Raw genomic sequence first — 13,660 nt, 5'->3', positions numbered from 1 at the left:
TTGTTCAACAAAGAAACAGCGGCTTGCCCTCAGGCAAGATCACGCTACCCAGACGTTCTTCTACTGTTCATGCTAAACGTTGTTTAGCGTACTTTCCACACGATGGCCTCAAGAACACTGTTGCTGCCATTGTGCAGAGGGAAAGGTGAGTTTATCGGCCGTTGAATATGGGTTGCTTTCTGTCGTTCTCTATTGTCGGTCTAGTAGGTTATCGCGTATGACTGCATGCAAACATGCGGTCATGTAAGGACGTTCACATGCCAACAATAGCGATTATCAGTCAGAAGGGTGGGGCTGGAAAAACCACTCTGGCTTTGCATCTGGCTGCGGCTGCTGAGGATACTGGCCATACGGCATTGGTGATTGATGTGGACCCACAGGCAACCGCGAGCCAATGGGCGGCATGGCGTAAGGATGCTCCGCCGGTTGTGATTGACAGTGCTCCGCCGCGCCTCGCGGCTAAGATCGAACAGGCAATGAGTCAGGGCGCTAAGTTCATCGTGATTGATACTCCGCCTCACGCTGATAGTGCGGCTAGTGCTGCCGTTGAAGTCGCCGATTTAGTGTTAATTCCATGTCGGCCGAGTGCATTCGATCTGGCAGCGATCAAAACTACTGCCAGCCTTATAAAAATGCGTGGCAAACCAGCCTTCGTCGTTTTTACAGCGGGAAGTCCGACCGCTCCGCGTATGTATGAGGAGGCCACACAACTCGTAGAAAGCTACGGGCTAAACGCATGCCCACATATTATCGCTGATCGTGCAGTTTTTCGTCATGCGGCGGCGGAAGGGAAAACTGCAATGGAAATAGAGCCAAAAGGCAAAGCGTCTGATGAGGTAAGGCTGCTTTACAAGTGGACATGCAAGCATGTAAACATGCAATCATCGAGAAAGCGGAGAGCTAGTGCATGAGCCGGAAGGGGTCTCTACTGTCGTTGCGGGATCGTGCTTCCGCAATATCGTCGGCTGTAGCCACATCAGAAAGCAAGATTGCTGCCACAGACAGCAAGCCGGTTGCGCCGAGCCGTCAAGGAAAGAAAGCCATGACGGGCTATTTTAGCCCGGAAATGTCGTTTGCCATGCATATGACCGCCAGAAAGCATGGGATGAGTTTACAGGACGCGATGGCCGACGCGTTTAACGACTGGCTACGCAAGATGGGAGAAAGTCCTGTAGGCAAGTAGGTAGGTGTAGCTAAGGTTATGTTTGCATGCACGCATGTACACTTGCCAGCATGCGCTGGAATCAGCGCATTGGGCTGCGTTCGTGCCGTTTTTTGCAAAAGCCAATAAAGGCACCGGCAGGGCTTTTAAGCTCGGGTTTCCCCATGTCGTGCCACCATGAAACCCATTCGTCATGGAGAGCATAAATATCATATCCTGGCGCAACGGTTTTAGCGTCATGCATGGTTTCGGGATCAATGTAGGGGGCATCTCTGACGGGGACAATAACGTCGGCCTTTGTGTTAAGGCTCAAACGGTTGCGAAATAGAATGATGTCGTCGGCCATTGTGATGGCATAGTCAGGAAAATGAGCATGGCTGGTGTCATGCGCACAAACTTTCTTAACCAAGGATCGAAAGACGCGAAGCGGGCTATTTGAGCCACATTTTTTTTGCAGCAGCTCTAATCCGATCTTCCATTCATCTTTCATACCGCAGTGTTTGCGGGCTAGCTCGTACATGCGTCGTTCGAATGGTTTACGAAGTCGGAAATAGTCTCGGTGAAGTGTTAGGACGTTCTTGCTGATGACTGAACGATAGACCCAATCTGACAGAGTGATTTCGAGATCAAGCATTCGGCCATCAAACGTCTTACGGGTGATTCTAGCTTCTTCGATCAAACCGAAAATTCGCGTCTCTTCAATGCCGCCTGTTTGAATGTTGGTTCGCACGGTTGTTCCGCGCAAGCGCGTCAACGCGTCGGTCAGTAGTCTATAGCCTGCTCCGCTGGTTTGACGGTTGGTAGCGACCAGCATGTCATAAGCTTGAAGGCGGAGTGTTCGGCCTGGTTGTTCGCCGTGATTCATTTTCGCAACGAGCTGAGAGATGCAGTAGATTAGGATATCCTTGTCATGGATCGTTGCCAGCCCTTTGCCAGACGGGATGATCTCTATGATATTCCCATTGTGTTCATAGCGTCGCATCCGAGTGTCAGGCTTGGTCGAGAGCGAAAAAACAGGATGCTCCATTGACGCCATATCATCTTTGGGAATGGCATCGAGCACGTCACAGATGAATAGGTCCTGATTTGGATGGCGGACTGGTAGGAGGGGTGTGCGATCTTCACCTTCCATAGCCAGGGAAGGCGCAATGTCGAACAAGGAAGGAGAAGATTCTATCGTCATTTCAATTACAGATAGCTACTATCGTCACTTCACATACGCAAGCTAATTATCGTCATATTAGATTCAGTTTGAGCTTATCGTCATTTCAATTACGCGTGCTTGCTATCGTCATAGTGGATTCAGTTTATCGTCATAGTGGATTCAGTTTATCGTCATAGTGGATTCACAAGACGACGAAATCGTCTAATAAAACCATTATTATTCAATATGTTATCCTAACTCCGAAAAACCGTAACACTACTTAAACACCTATTAAACACTCTAAGGGTGTGGATAACTTTTTATCGCTTAAAAATTTCTAGCCACATTAAACCCAAGCCCCGCCTCTTGGGGGCTCCGCCCCCGCCGGCTCGCGGCCTACGGCCGCCCCGATCGCGCATGCGCGATCTCCCACCCGGCATCCCCCTGCTTGGCCCTTTGGGCCTGCGCTAATACGGACACACCTACAGCGCGAAATTATAATCTAACGATACAACGCATCGTCTCGCCAGTTGCACCTTACCTCCCCCGCGTCGGCGCCTTTGGCGCCCTACGGGGCTCCCGCTCCGCGCTCGCCCGACGCCTGCAACACAAAAAAAACAGGGCAAGACCGTAATCTGCTCAAGACGCACCGATGTTCAGACGATCATTCAGCAAATCACGTGTTGCAGTATGCCCGCCAGACGCCGCAGGATGACCTTACAGGCGTTACCATGTGTAATGGCTAGGTTGTGGGCGATAACGGGCATTACGCTTTGTGCGGCCTCCTATGGCGCTCTGCTGGCTTTGTCAGAAGTTAGTGGGCTGTCCATTTCTGTCTGACCGTCCAGATATTCTCCTCCTGACTTTCAATGGAATGGTTCTAATTGAAAAACCCAAGCGTTAGGGATATGATGAATTATGCCGACGCTTCTACGCATCAATGGATTTCGTGTCGTGATTTACACGGCAGATCATGTGCCAATGCACGTTCACGTCATAAGCGCGGATGGGGAAGCGGTAATTGAAATTGGCAGGAAAGCCCGCCTGATACGGGCAGGTGGCATGAAAGATAAGGTCTTACAGGAAGCCCTTATCATCGTGCAGGACCACGCTGAGATGCTGGCGGAAGCATGGGAGAAGATACATGGCGAATAACGTGAACTATCAGGCCGCTCGTGAAGCAGACGCGCTTCATAGAGCGACAGTTCCTCATGCGGTCTCCGCAAGGTTGATCCGTGCGCGCCGCGCCCTTCATGTCACGCTCTCCAACGGTGTTGAAATGAGCGTGCCGGTGGATCTGTTACAGGATTTGCAGGGCGCTTCTCTGAATGATCTGGCTGAGATCGAGATTACCCCGCTGGGTAATGGGCTTCACTGGCCCCGTCTCGACGCTGATGTTCTGGTCGAAGGTCTGATCCACGGTATCTACGGTTCCCGAAGCTGGATGGCGGCACAGATGGGACGTGTGGGCGGATCGTCCGCCAGCCAGGCAAAGGTGGCGGCTGCACGCCGGAATGGTGCGAAAGGCGGTCGGCCCAGAAACGTCGCGTAAGAAAGACTACTGATCACTGTGAGCTAGACAGGCCGGTGAGCATGGTGATTGCTGAAACCGCAAAAGGTTATTACATTGGTAATAACATTGAGGGGATTCACCATGGTCGAACTGAAAGTGCGAAAATTCGGAAACTCACTCGGGGTGGTGCTGCCCAAAGAAGTGATCTCACGGCTAAACACCCAGGACGGCGCGCCCCTGTATCTGACCGAAGCATCAGACGGCGGATATCGGCTCGTGCCCTATGATCCCGACTTCGAAACCAAAATGGCGAAGGCTGAGGATATTATGCGGCGTTACCGTGATACGCTGCATGTTCTGGCGCAATGACAGTCTTCGTCTGGATAGACGAACGCGAAGCCCTGATCCTGCATGACCGGCTGTTGGGGGTGCATGGGGGCGCTTCCGGCGTACGGGATGCAGGTCTTCTGAAATCCGCGCTTGCCCGGCCACAGCAGCATGCGGCCTATGCGGATCTGCTGGATCCAGTGCATCTGGCGGCCGTCTATACGGCGGGTATCGTCAAAAACCATCCTTTCATCGACGGGAACAAGCGTACGGGCTTTGTGCTCGGTGTGCTGTTTCTGGAACTGAACGGCTATCGTTTCACGGCAGCCCAGGAAGATGCAGCAAATGCAGTTCTCGCGCTGGCGGCAGGTCAGATGGACGAACTGGGCTATGCGGCATTCCTGACCGCCAATGTCGCATTCGAAAGGGTATGACGGTAGGCGAAGAACGCGATGGGCGTGCTTTTTTCGTTTCCTGAGGTGGTCCTGGCGACATTTGCCTTGATAGACCAGACTAACATGACTAAGTCTTTTTTTGGTAGACTCAGGAGGCTTCCGTCATGCGCACAGTCAACATCCACGAAGCCAAGACGCATCTGTCCCGGCTGATTGACGCCGCCATGAAAGGAGAAAGCTTCATCATTGCCAAAGCCGGCCGCCCGATGGTGCGGGTTAGCCCGATTACGGCTCCTGAAGCACCACAGCAACGCCGTCTGGGATTTATGGCCGGAAAAATCCGGGTGCCCGAGGATTTTGATCGCATGGGACAGGACGATATTGTGTCTCTGTTCGACGGTCCGACATGAAGCTCCTTCTGGATACCCATCTGCTGCTCTGGGCGGCCGGAGAGCCAGATAAGCTGTCAGCACGGGCGAGAACCCTGATGGAAGATCCGGGCAATGATCTGGTCTTCAGTGCGGCCAGTCTCTGGGAGATCACCATTAAGACCGGGCTGGGACGGGCAGACTTCCAGGTCGATCCTCATCTGCTGCGACGAGGTCTGATCGAAAACGGTTATGAGGAGTTACCGATCACCAGCCAGCACGCCTTGGCAGTCGGACAACTGCCAGATGTGCATCGGGATCCCTTTGATCGGATCCTTGTGGCACAGGCCACGGTGGAAGGATTGCTTCTGCTGACCCATGATCCGCTGGTAAAGGCTTATCCAGGCCCGATCGAAGCCGTCTGAAGGAGATCGACCAGTATGAGCTACAAAAATAGGTCCATGCCCTCGCTGCACAGTGACGAAGCGGCCGAGGATTTCGTCGCGACCGTCGATCTGACCCGGTATGACCTGTCCGGTTTCAAGCCAATGCGCTTTGAGATCGAACCCAAGGCGGCCGCCCTCAACATGCGCCTGCCGGCGTCCCTGCTGGAGACCGATGTCGCACAGACGCGGTAAAGTATATTCCGACCAGAACAGAGGAGATCGGGCGATGTAGGTACGCTCGGAAATCACTCCGCGCGTCATGGAGGGGAAGCTCCCATGTCTCGCACCTATCATCACAGCCGCAAATACGGTCGCAATCATCGCTGGGCCAACCAGCCGGATCGCTGTGGCTATGGAGGCTCACGTGAAGCCTCTGAATCTCCCAACTGGTACAGTCATCTGCACGATATCCGTCCTGGCCGTCATCATGACAGGCATGTTGCCCGCCTGATCATCAAGGGCGACCTCGATCCTGTCGAGGCGGTCTTTCCGTATACCGGCACCCGGCGACCCCACGAATATTACTGGTAATCTTCAGCGCGGGAATGAGGGATCGTTCCCGCGTTCCACGAGGCCATCAGGGACGTGGATTTCGGGGGGGATCGTTCACGACACCAACACCCTCATCAATCCGTGGGGCGAGGCGTAGGGAGGGTGTCAATGGCCGCCTGAATCCGGGCCAGATCGGCGTCCAGAAGAGCAAGAACCTGATCGGCCGGGACAGTGGGTTTCGTGCTGTTGCGTGCCTTGCGGATTGCATCCCTTTTGGCAGCCCGTTCGTCGGAAAGGTCCGTCATGGTCATGTCTTCATCGCCTCGTGTTTCGTGGCAGCGACAGGGGCAGAAATCCGCCATGCGTAATCGCAGACATTATCCAGCAATTCTGCTCGTTGTGTCTGACTGTAAGCTATAACGAAATCAGCGACAATTTTTTCTGGCACACCTTCCCGAAGAAGGTTGGCAGCCGTTTCCGCTATTTCCAGATTGACCGCCTCATTGAGCAAGATGAAGGCATCCGTATCGGTCATACGCTTTGCCGCCCGTGCAACGAACCGAGCATTCAGATTCCACATCCATTGATGACGGTTGATTGTATCAGAAAACCATAGCCATTAGGTATCCTCTTGAAGTGTTTGTGGCGGTCAGTTTCCAGACCGTCAAATTGTTCTGTGGCCGAGATTACAGTCTGTCCGTTTTGGATGATCGTGTTTTGTCGTCAGCCTTGTTCCCGGTCCCTGTCGAAGGCATGAAGCCCCGCGCGTCTCCAGCGCGTTTTCAGGTCGTCCGGGGTGGTCTCATTTCCCCCCTGAAGCTGCCCCGCAATATCCAGAAAGGCTCCGAGCAGGGTGGCGCGGTCATCATCGGTCAGATCAACCAGTCCCGCCTTCTGAACCAGACCGCCCAGTTCGATCAGATGATGGGTCCGTTCCCGTCGCGCCTTCGCCCAGTCGCGCATGTCGGTGCGTGCCTTTCGTGCCTGATGGCGATGGATCAGGGCCGCCTGCTTCCTGATCCGTCTTTCAAGCGCCAGAAGCTCCATTCTGATCGTTTCCGGTTCCTTTCCGGCTGCCCTTTTTTCCGCCGGCCTGAAAGAACGCCGTCCCCCGTTCGGTCCACCTCGCGACGGCTTCGGGTTTGCCGTCCGCCTGTTCGACAGCCGCAAGCAGCACACCGGCCAGCGCCTCGATCGACAGGGTATCGGCTCCCGTCGCCTCGACCAGTTCACCGAGCTGGATGGTTCTTTGCGCCTTAAGCTGCTTCGCCTTTTCCTGAAGCGCCTTCAGTTCCGCATCAATGTCCCGTGGCCTGCGCATTTCCGGTCCCCTGTCCTGCTGGTCTGTGCCATACTCTACCATACAGGCGAGAACCGCGTCACTCATCCAGACAAATCAACCTTTATGGCGCAGTAAAATGTAAGTGCGCGCTTATACGTCACTGCGTGACGTGCGCTTAAGGGATGTGATAAGATCGCGTCCATGGCGATCTATCACCTGCATGCAAAGGTCATCAGCCGTGTCACCGGCCGGAGCGCCGTGGCGGCGGCAGCCTATCGCGCAGCGTCCCGCCTGCATGATGTGCGGCTGGATTGCGACCATGACTTTTCCAACAAGAGCGGCGTGGTGCATTCCGAGATCCTGCTGCCCGATGGCGCGCCGGAACGGTTTCTTGATCGTGCGACCCTATGGAACGAGGTCGAGGCGATCGAGAAGCGCAAGGATGCCCAGCTTGCCCGCGAGGTGGAGTTTTCAATCCCGCGCGAAATGACCCAGGCGCAGGGGATCGCGCTGGCACGGGATTTTGTGCGGGAGCAGTTCGTGGAACGCGGCATGGTGGCCGATCTCAATGTGCATTGGGATATTGGCGAAGATGGACTGGCGAAGCCCCATGCCCATGTGATGCTGTCCACGCGGTCTGTGGACGAGAACGGGTTTGGTGCGAAAGAACGCTCGTGGAATGACAAAGAACTCCTGCTGACATGGCGGGGGCGATGGGCGTCGCTCGCCAATGAACGGCTGGCCGAGCTGGACCTGGATGTGCGGATCGATCATCGGTCGTTCGTGGCACAGGGGATCGATCTTGAGCCGCAGAACAAGATCGGTCCGGCCGGCATGCGTCGGGAAGAGCGGGGCGAGGACGCGGAGCGGGTCGCTGACCATCTGGAGATCGCGCGACGCAATGGCGAGAGGTTGCTGGCCAAGCCGCATGTGGCGCTGGAGGCGCTGACCCGACAGCAGAGCACATTCACCCGTCAGGACCTGGCGCGGTTCGTGGACCGGCATACGGCAGATGCAGAACAGTTCAGTGCTGTCATGGTTCGGGTGGAGGCATGTCCGGAGCTGGTCGCGCTCGGGAAAGACGGGCACGGGCGGGAGCGGTTCTCCACGCGCGCGATGATCGGGGTCGAGCAGCGTCTGGAAGAGGCATCGTTCGCGATGGGTCAGTCCCAGGGTCATGCGGTGCCGCTGGCAGTGCGTCGGGCGGCGATGGCGCGGGATGGGCTTGGGGACGAACAGGCGCTGGCGGTGGGCGAGGTCACGAAGTCCCGCGACCTGTCTGTGGTGGTCGGTTATGCCGGGACGGGGAAGAGCACCATGCTGGGTGTGGCCCGTGAGGCGTGGGAAGAGGCCGGGTATCGGGTGCGCGGGGCGGCGCTGTCGGGGATCGCGGCGGAAGGTCTGGAAGCGGGGGCCGGGATCGAAAGCCGGACGCTGGCCTCCCTGGAGCGTGCGTGGGCGCGTGGGTTCGACCTGCTGGAGCGCGGGGACGTGCTGGTGGTGGACGAGGCCGGCATGGTGGGGTCACGGCAGATGGAGCGGGTGCTGTCGGCCGCGCGCAGTGCTGGGGCCAAGGTGGTGCTGGTAGGTGATCCCGAGCAGTTGCAGGCGATCGAGGCCGGTGGTGCGTTCCGGGCGGTGGCCGAGCGGGTGGGGTCGGTGGAGATCACGACGGTGCGCCGGCAGCGTGAAGGCTGGCAGCAGGCGGCCACGAAAGAGCTTGCGACCGGGCGGACGGATAGGGCGCTGGGACGCTATGAGGCGGCTGGCCTGGTGCGCGGACATGACACGCTGGAAGAGGCGCGCGCCGGGGTGGTGGCCGGGTGGGAGGAAGCCCGGCAGGCCGCGCCAGAAGACAGCCAGATCATGCTGGCGCATCGGCGTGTCGATGTGCGGGCGCTGAACGAGGCGGCACGCGAGATCCGGCGGGAGGCGGGTGAGCTGGACGCTGATGTCGAACTGTCGGTGATGACGGTTCAGGGGGAGAGGCGTTTTGCGCATGAGGACAGGGTGTATTTCCTGCGTAATGATCGGGACCTGGGGGTGAAGAACGGCACGCTGGGCACGGTGCGTGGGCTGTATGGCATGGATGAGGATCGGATCATGCTTTCTGTGCAGCTTGATGGTCCTGATGGCGTTGGGACTGGCCGGATCGTGTCCGTGCGGATGTGGGAGTATGACGCGCTGGATCATGGCTATGCCGCCACCATCCACAAAGCGCAGGGTGTGACGGTGGACCGGGCGCATGTGCTGGCGACGGGGAGCATGGACCGGCATGGGGCCTATGTGGCGCTGTCGCGCCATCGGGGGAGCGTGTCTGTCCATTGGGGTCGTGATGATGTGGGCGACCTTGACGGGCTGGTGCGGCGGCTGTCGCGCGAGCGGCTGAAGGACACCACGCTGGATTACCCGCATGTCCGGGATCGGGATGCCGGGTTTGCGCGTCGGCGCGGGCTGCATGTCCCCGAGAGCGAGATCGTGGTGGAGCGTGAGAAGGCCGCCTCTGGCCCCCGGCAGGACAGGCAGGCCGAAGGTGTGCCTATGCCAGAGCCTGCGTCGGCACAGCAAAAACGCGGGATGTTCGATGGACTGGACCTGTCCGTGCGGCCGGGTCGTCGCACGGCGGAAAAAGACGTTTTGACCGGGATGGAGGCTGAGGCCGGTAAGGGGAAGAGTGGGGTCGAGCGTGAAGCTCCCGCATCTCCCTTTGCCGGGTTGCGGCTGCCCCGTGTGCAGCGTGAGCAGGTGCCGGCCGGGCTGGACGGGTTTATACCGGGGAGTGACCCGCTTCAGCAGGCGGTGGAGCGGTATGCGCGGGCCTGGGTGGATGCCGAGCGCATGGTGCGCCAGGAGTTGCCCGTGCTGGAGCATCAGAAGAAGGCGCTGTTTGAAGCCGGTCGGGATCTGGAACGGGTCCGGCGTGGTGGTGAGGCGGATCTGCGGGCGGCGCTGAAGCATCAGCCGGAGATCCGGCAGGCGCTGTATGGTCTGGAAGGTCCGGCACGGGCGCGCAAACTGGTCGAGGGGCTGGAGCATGAGGACAGGGTGCGAAAGAGCCCGGAATTGCGGGCGGCGCGGTTTGTGAAGACCTGGGACGGGCTGAGCCGGGAACAGCAGGGTGTGGCGCTCAAGGAATTGAAGCGGGATGCGCAGCTTGAGTCCATCCTGCGGGAGAAAAGCCGCGAGCTGGGCATCCGGAAGGGATCGACGCTTGATCACGGGTTGCATCCCCATCAGCGGGAGCAGGCCCTCTCACGCTCCAGGTCGCGCGGTATGGATATGGGGATGTAATCTGCTTGAGAGAGGAGATGTTGATGTGTATAATTTTCACTGGAGATACACATCATGCGAACCAACATCATTATTGACGATACCCTCATGACAGATGCGCTGAAGGCGTCTGGCGTCAAAACCAAGAAAGAAGCCGTCGAACTCGGATTGCGGACGCTGATCAAGTTGAATCAGCAGCGGCAACTGCGTTCCATGAAGGGCAGGCTGGAGTGGCACGGCGATCTCGACGCCATGCGTTCCGACGCATGATTCTGGTCGATTCATCAGTCTGGATCGATTTTTTCAGGGGTACGGTGACGCCACAGGTTGATGCTCTGGACCGGTTGCTGGGAGAGGAACTGGTCGCCATTGGGGATCTGATGATGACGGAAGTTCTTCAGGGATTTGCGAGCGAACGGGATTTCAACAAGGCGCGGAGACTGCTTGGCGCTCTGGATCTGGTAGAGATCGGGGGGCGTGATGTCATGATCGAGGCGGCACGATATTTCCGTGACCTGCGTGCCAGAGGCATCACCATCCGGAAAACCATTGATACCCTGATTGCCACACGATGTATCGTAAGCGGGTATCGGCTCCTTTACAGTGACCGGGACTTTGATCCGTTTGTGACACATCTGGGGCTGGAACGGGTTGTCTGATTTCGGCGCGGTGACTGGAGAGGACATGCAGAAAAAAGAAGAGGCCGTTCGGCTGGGATCGCTTCTGGGGGCCATCGGTCGTGAGGCCGGTGTGCGTGATCAGGATATCGCGGTCTTGCAGACCCGCGATCAGACCCCGGCCGAGGCAATGTCCTTCGAATGATCCTGCTGCTTGATACCAACGTGATCATGGAGACGAGGAGGCCCGTCCCGGAGCAGCGTGTTCTGGCCAGCCACGACGTGTCGCCTTTCGAGGCGGCTGGTGTGCGGGTTTTCAATCTGTGGGGGGATATCTGATGTCCGAGACAGATCCAGCAGCGCGCGCGTTTGAGGACCTGTGCGCCGAAATGACGGTACTCCGGCGGAGCGTGGAAGCGTTGCCGCAGGCGTGGCGGGACAATCGGCCCCCGGATTACACGGAGGATCTGGCCCGTGTCGTGAAGGCCATGAATGCAGTCGGTGCACGAATGGAGGCGATCGAGGCCAATCCGACGCTGAAGATGACGCCCCAGGCGTATGGGCAAGGGATTCGTCAGGTCGGGATTTCTGCCAGTCAGGAGATGCAGACAGCGTTTCAGAAAGCGATAGGTGAGGTTCAGGGGGAACGTCGGGTTCTTGCCAATATCATTGGTCAGTCCCGTCAGCAGGATCGTCAGAACTGGTGGCTGTTAGGGGTGGGGCTTGCCTGTCTTGTTGCAGGGATCGGGTTGTCGCCTGTTTTGGCGTATCTCCTGCCATCTTCTGTCGGGACGCGAGTGGCATCCTTTATTGTTGGGGAGAAAGATCGCTGGAACTCTGGGGCCATGATGATGGCGGTCAGCAATCCTGAAGGCTGGCAACGTGTACGTGAGGACAGCCAGCTGGTTGAGGTCAACAGAGACAGGATTGCAGCTTGCCAGAAAGCGGCATCGGGTCAGGAAAAAACTCAGAAACCCTGTGTCATCATTGTTCCGGCAGAGCAGGAATAGTCTTCAGGGGATACAAAGCCGACAGCAGAATATGACATGTCAAAGAAACTGGATTTCTTTGACGGATTATCTGGACGTGTTAGAAAAAACGCATATTCCTACCACGTCAGGATGTCATGTTAACGTCAACCTACCCTATTCGGCCTTTACCGCCTCAGAGGGAGATAGAAACGGTTCCGGTTCTCAGGGCGCTGGTCGAGGCCAACCGGGCTTTGGCGGAGTTGAAGGGACGGGCGGCAACCATTCCCAATCAGGGGATCCTGATTGATACGCTGGCTTTGCAGGAAGCCAAGGCGTCCTCGGAAATCGAGAATATCGTCACCACCCAGGATGAACTTTTCCAAGCAGATCTGTTTCCTGAAGGGCCGGACTCAGTGGCGGCCAAGGAAGTCGCCCTGTATCGAGATGCGCTGCATCTTGGGTTTCGGCAGCTGAAGGAAACCGATGGGCTGATCCTGAACAAGGGGCTGATCGCGATTTTCCAGATGCTCAAGAAGCGGGGAGATGGGTTTCGAAACACTCCGGGAACGGCCCTGAAGAATGAGCGCACGGGGGAAGTGGTCTTTGTGCCGCCGCAGGACGGGCGGGAGATTATCGGGCATATGTCGGATCTGGAGCGGTTCGTGAATGATGACGGGCTCTGTGACCTGGATCCACTCATCAAGATGGCCCTGATCCACCATCAGTTTGAGAACATCCATCCCTTTCCCGATGGAAATGGCCGCGTCGGGCGGATCCTGAACGTGTTATATCTGACCCGGACCGGCCTTCTGGATATCCCGATCCTCTATCTGTCGCGCTACATCACCCGCCACCAGGATGAGTATTATCGTTTGTTGCAGAAGGTGCGGGATGAAGGCGCATGGGAGGTGTGGATCCTCTACATGCTGCGTGCCGTAGCCGAGACATCTAGGATCACTCTGGAGCTGATTGAGGGCATGCGGGCGCAGATGGCCACCATGAAGCAGCGGATGCGCACAGAGCTGCCCAAGATTTACAGTCAGAAACTGCTGAACAACCTGTTCCGGCATCCCTACACGAAAATCGAGTATGTCCAGTCGGATCTGAATATCGCGCGTCAGACGGCAGGGAAATACCTCGACCAGCTCTCAGAGAAAGGCTTGCTGTCCAAGCACCGCTCAGGGCGGAGCAATTATTATATCAACGCACCTCTGGTCCGCCTCTTCCTGGAGGTGTCCGGTGGCGCATGAGGTGTATGATCTGTTTTTCGAAAATATGGAATTTTACGCATGAATCCCGTTGAGATTGAAGAAGCTGTCTCCCGGATTGCCGAGGCATCTTTTAATCCCGGGGAATTTCCTTTCGAGTTCCTGCAAGCATTCGGAAACCGCGATGTTACGATCAAGCGGCTTCGCAAGGATAACCGCTCGGACGTTTCTGGGGCGGTGCTTCAGCGCAACAACATCCATCTGGCCGTTTGTCCTGAGGGGCATGTTGCCCAGACCCTGAACCTGCTCAGGGAAAGCCCCAAGACCCAGTCAGCCAAGGCGCGGTTTCTGTTGGAGGCCATCGTGTGGATGGTACGCTAAACAACGTTTGGCATGAACAATAAAGGAACGATCAGGCGGCACGAGCCTGTTTCGACAGATTGAGCGTCTTGCGGCCCGCAGAAG

Annotated in this window: 22 protein-coding genes and 1 pseudogene; 18 read left to right on the top strand and 5 right to left on the bottom strand. The window is 57.1% G+C overall.

The window, feature by feature from the left end; genetic code table 11:
• Nucleotides 1-257: 257 nt before the first annotated feature.
• Both parA and HKD27_RS15855 read left to right on the top strand, forming a co-directional pair.
• Nucleotides 258-911: a ParA family partition ATPase gene (parA, locus tag HKD27_RS15860; protein ID WP_194690170.1), complete on the top strand. Its 654-nt coding sequence runs from the start codon at nt 258-260 to the stop codon at nt 909-911.
• Nucleotides 908-1,183, top strand: coding sequence for a ribbon-helix-helix domain-containing protein (locus tag HKD27_RS15855; protein WP_194690169.1), 276 nt, complete (start codon nt 908-910; stop codon nt 1,181-1,183). The genes parA and HKD27_RS15855 overlap by 4 nt, the downstream gene beginning before the upstream one ends.
• Before the next feature lie 61 nt (nt 1,184-1,244).
• Here the strand turns inward: HKD27_RS15855 and HKD27_RS15850 are convergent, their stop codons facing one another.
• Entirely contained in the window at nt 1,245-2,345 is a 1,101-nt protein-coding gene (locus HKD27_RS15850) for a replication initiator protein A (protein ID WP_194690168.1), read from the bottom strand.
• A gap of 879 nt (nt 2,346-3,224) precedes the next feature.
• On the opposite strand from HKD27_RS15850, the gene HKD27_RS15845 reads away from it, so the two are divergent.
• The 8 genes from HKD27_RS15845 (at nt 3,225) to HKD27_RS15810 (ending at nt 5,886) form a co-directional block, all read left to right on the top strand.
• Complete coding sequence (locus tag HKD27_RS15845; RefSeq protein WP_194690167.1) at nt 3,225-3,461, top strand: DUF4160 domain-containing protein; 237 nt, start codon at nt 3,225-3,227, stop codon at nt 3,459-3,461.
• Nucleotides 3,451-3,858 (top strand): DUF2442 domain-containing protein, encoded by a 408-nt coding sequence (locus tag HKD27_RS15840; RefSeq protein WP_062454620.1) that lies wholly within the window; start codon nt 3,451-3,453, stop codon nt 3,856-3,858. Before HKD27_RS15845 ends, HKD27_RS15840 begins: the two co-directional genes overlap by 11 nt.
• A gap of 102 nt (nt 3,859-3,960) precedes the next feature.
• Complete coding sequence (locus HKD27_RS15835; RefSeq protein WP_194690166.1) at nt 3,961-4,188, top strand: AbrB/MazE/SpoVT family DNA-binding domain-containing protein; 228 nt, start codon at nt 3,961-3,963, stop codon at nt 4,186-4,188.
• Nucleotides 4,185-4,580, top strand: coding sequence for a type II toxin-antitoxin system death-on-curing family toxin (locus HKD27_RS15830; protein ID WP_194690165.1), 396 nt, complete (start codon nt 4,185-4,187; stop codon nt 4,578-4,580). Before HKD27_RS15835 ends, HKD27_RS15830 begins: the two co-directional genes overlap by 4 nt.
• A 125-nt stretch (nt 4,581-4,705) precedes the next feature.
• Nucleotides 4,706-4,951: a type II toxin-antitoxin system Phd/YefM family antitoxin gene (locus HKD27_RS15825; protein WP_194690164.1), complete on the top strand. Its 246-nt coding sequence runs from the start codon at nt 4,706-4,708 to the stop codon at nt 4,949-4,951.
• Nucleotides 4,948-5,334 (top strand): type II toxin-antitoxin system VapC family toxin, encoded by a 387-nt coding sequence (locus HKD27_RS15820; RefSeq protein ID WP_194690163.1) that lies wholly within the window; start codon nt 4,948-4,950, stop codon nt 5,332-5,334. Before HKD27_RS15825 ends, HKD27_RS15820 begins: the two co-directional genes overlap by 4 nt.
• A gap of 36 nt (nt 5,335-5,370) precedes the next feature.
• Nucleotides 5,371-5,547, top strand: coding sequence for a CopG family antitoxin (locus tag HKD27_RS15815; protein WP_018308598.1), 177 nt, complete (start codon nt 5,371-5,373; stop codon nt 5,545-5,547).
• 84 nt (nt 5,548-5,631) lie between these two features.
• Nucleotides 5,632-5,886, top strand: a complete 255-nt coding sequence (locus HKD27_RS15810) for a hypothetical protein (protein ID WP_012813384.1) — start codon at nt 5,632-5,634, stop codon at nt 5,884-5,886.
• Nucleotides 5,887-5,981: 95 nt separating this feature from the next.
• Here HKD27_RS15810 and HKD27_RS15805 read toward each other — a convergent pair whose 3' ends face one another.
• From HKD27_RS15805 to HKD27_RS15790, 4 genes are all read right to left on the bottom strand, one after another.
• Nucleotides 5,982-6,152, bottom strand: coding sequence for a hypothetical protein (locus HKD27_RS15805; RefSeq protein WP_162531351.1), 171 nt, complete (start codon nt 6,150-6,152; stop codon nt 5,982-5,984).
• Nucleotides 6,153-6,154: 2 nt separating this feature from the next.
• The gene (locus HKD27_RS15800; protein WP_228518597.1) at nt 6,155-6,382 is read right to left on the bottom strand and encodes a hypothetical protein; all 228 of its coding nucleotides are present in this window, start codon (nt 6,380-6,382) and stop codon (nt 6,155-6,157) included.
• Nucleotides 6,383-6,570: 188 nt separating this feature from the next.
• Entirely contained in the window at nt 6,571-6,810 is a 240-nt protein-coding gene (locus HKD27_RS15795; protein ID WP_061491522.1) for a conjugal transfer protein TraD, read from the bottom strand.
• Nucleotides 6,811-6,874: 64 nt separating this feature from the next.
• Nucleotides 6,875-7,234 (bottom strand): conjugal transfer protein TraD, encoded by a 360-nt coding sequence (locus tag HKD27_RS15790; RefSeq protein WP_194690161.1) that lies wholly within the window; start codon nt 7,232-7,234, stop codon nt 6,875-6,877.
• A gap of 96 nt (nt 7,235-7,330) precedes the next feature.
• On the opposite strand from HKD27_RS15790, the gene traA reads away from it, so the two are divergent.
• The 8 genes and pseudogenes from traA to HKD27_RS15750 all read left to right on the top strand — a co-directional run.
• A complete protein-coding gene (gene traA / locus HKD27_RS15785; protein ID WP_194690160.1) occupies nt 7,331-10,420 on the top strand; it encodes a Ti-type conjugative transfer relaxase TraA in 3,090 nt (1,029 codons plus the stop codon).
• A 54-nt stretch (nt 10,421-10,474) separates the two neighbouring features.
• On the top strand, nt 10,475-10,669 hold the full coding sequence (locus HKD27_RS15780; protein WP_062106147.1) for a type II toxin-antitoxin system VapB family antitoxin: 195 nt from the start codon (nt 10,475-10,477) through the stop codon (nt 10,667-10,669).
• The gene (locus HKD27_RS15775) at nt 10,666-11,058 is read left to right on the top strand and encodes a PIN domain nuclease (RefSeq protein ID WP_048848569.1); all 393 of its coding nucleotides are present in this window, start codon (nt 10,666-10,668) and stop codon (nt 11,056-11,058) included. Before HKD27_RS15780 ends, HKD27_RS15775 begins: the two co-directional genes overlap by 4 nt.
• Nucleotides 11,059-11,083: 25 nt before the next feature.
• The gene (locus HKD27_RS15770; RefSeq protein WP_026019313.1) at nt 11,084-11,221 is read left to right on the top strand and encodes a hypothetical protein; all 138 of its coding nucleotides are present in this window, start codon (nt 11,084-11,086) and stop codon (nt 11,219-11,221) included.
• Nucleotides 11,218-11,355 (top strand): hypothetical protein, encoded by a 138-nt coding sequence (locus HKD27_RS15765; RefSeq protein WP_019088723.1) that lies wholly within the window; start codon nt 11,218-11,220, stop codon nt 11,353-11,355. Before HKD27_RS15770 ends, HKD27_RS15765 begins: the two co-directional genes overlap by 4 nt.
• Complete coding sequence (locus HKD27_RS15760; RefSeq protein ID WP_194690159.1) at nt 11,355-12,026, top strand: DUF6118 family protein; 672 nt, start codon at nt 11,355-11,357, stop codon at nt 12,024-12,026. Before HKD27_RS15765 ends, HKD27_RS15760 begins: the two co-directional genes overlap by 1 nt.
• A gap of 116 nt (nt 12,027-12,142) precedes the next feature.
• A complete protein-coding gene (locus HKD27_RS15755; RefSeq protein WP_194690158.1) occupies nt 12,143-13,237 on the top strand; it encodes a Fic family protein in 1,095 nt (364 codons plus the stop codon).
• 39 nt (nt 13,238-13,276) lie between these two features.
• Nucleotides 13,277-13,549 (top strand): annotated as a pseudogene (locus HKD27_RS15750) (type IIL restriction-modification enzyme MmeI); the annotation flags it as partial.
• Nucleotides 13,550-13,660: the final 111 nt, after the last annotated feature.

It is taken from the genome of Gluconobacter sp. R75690, from assembly GCF_015244525.1.
GTDB lineage: Bacteria > Pseudomonadota > Alphaproteobacteria > Acetobacterales > Acetobacteraceae > Gluconobacter > Gluconobacter potus.
This window is presented reverse-complemented; position numbering and strand designations above follow the sequence as displayed.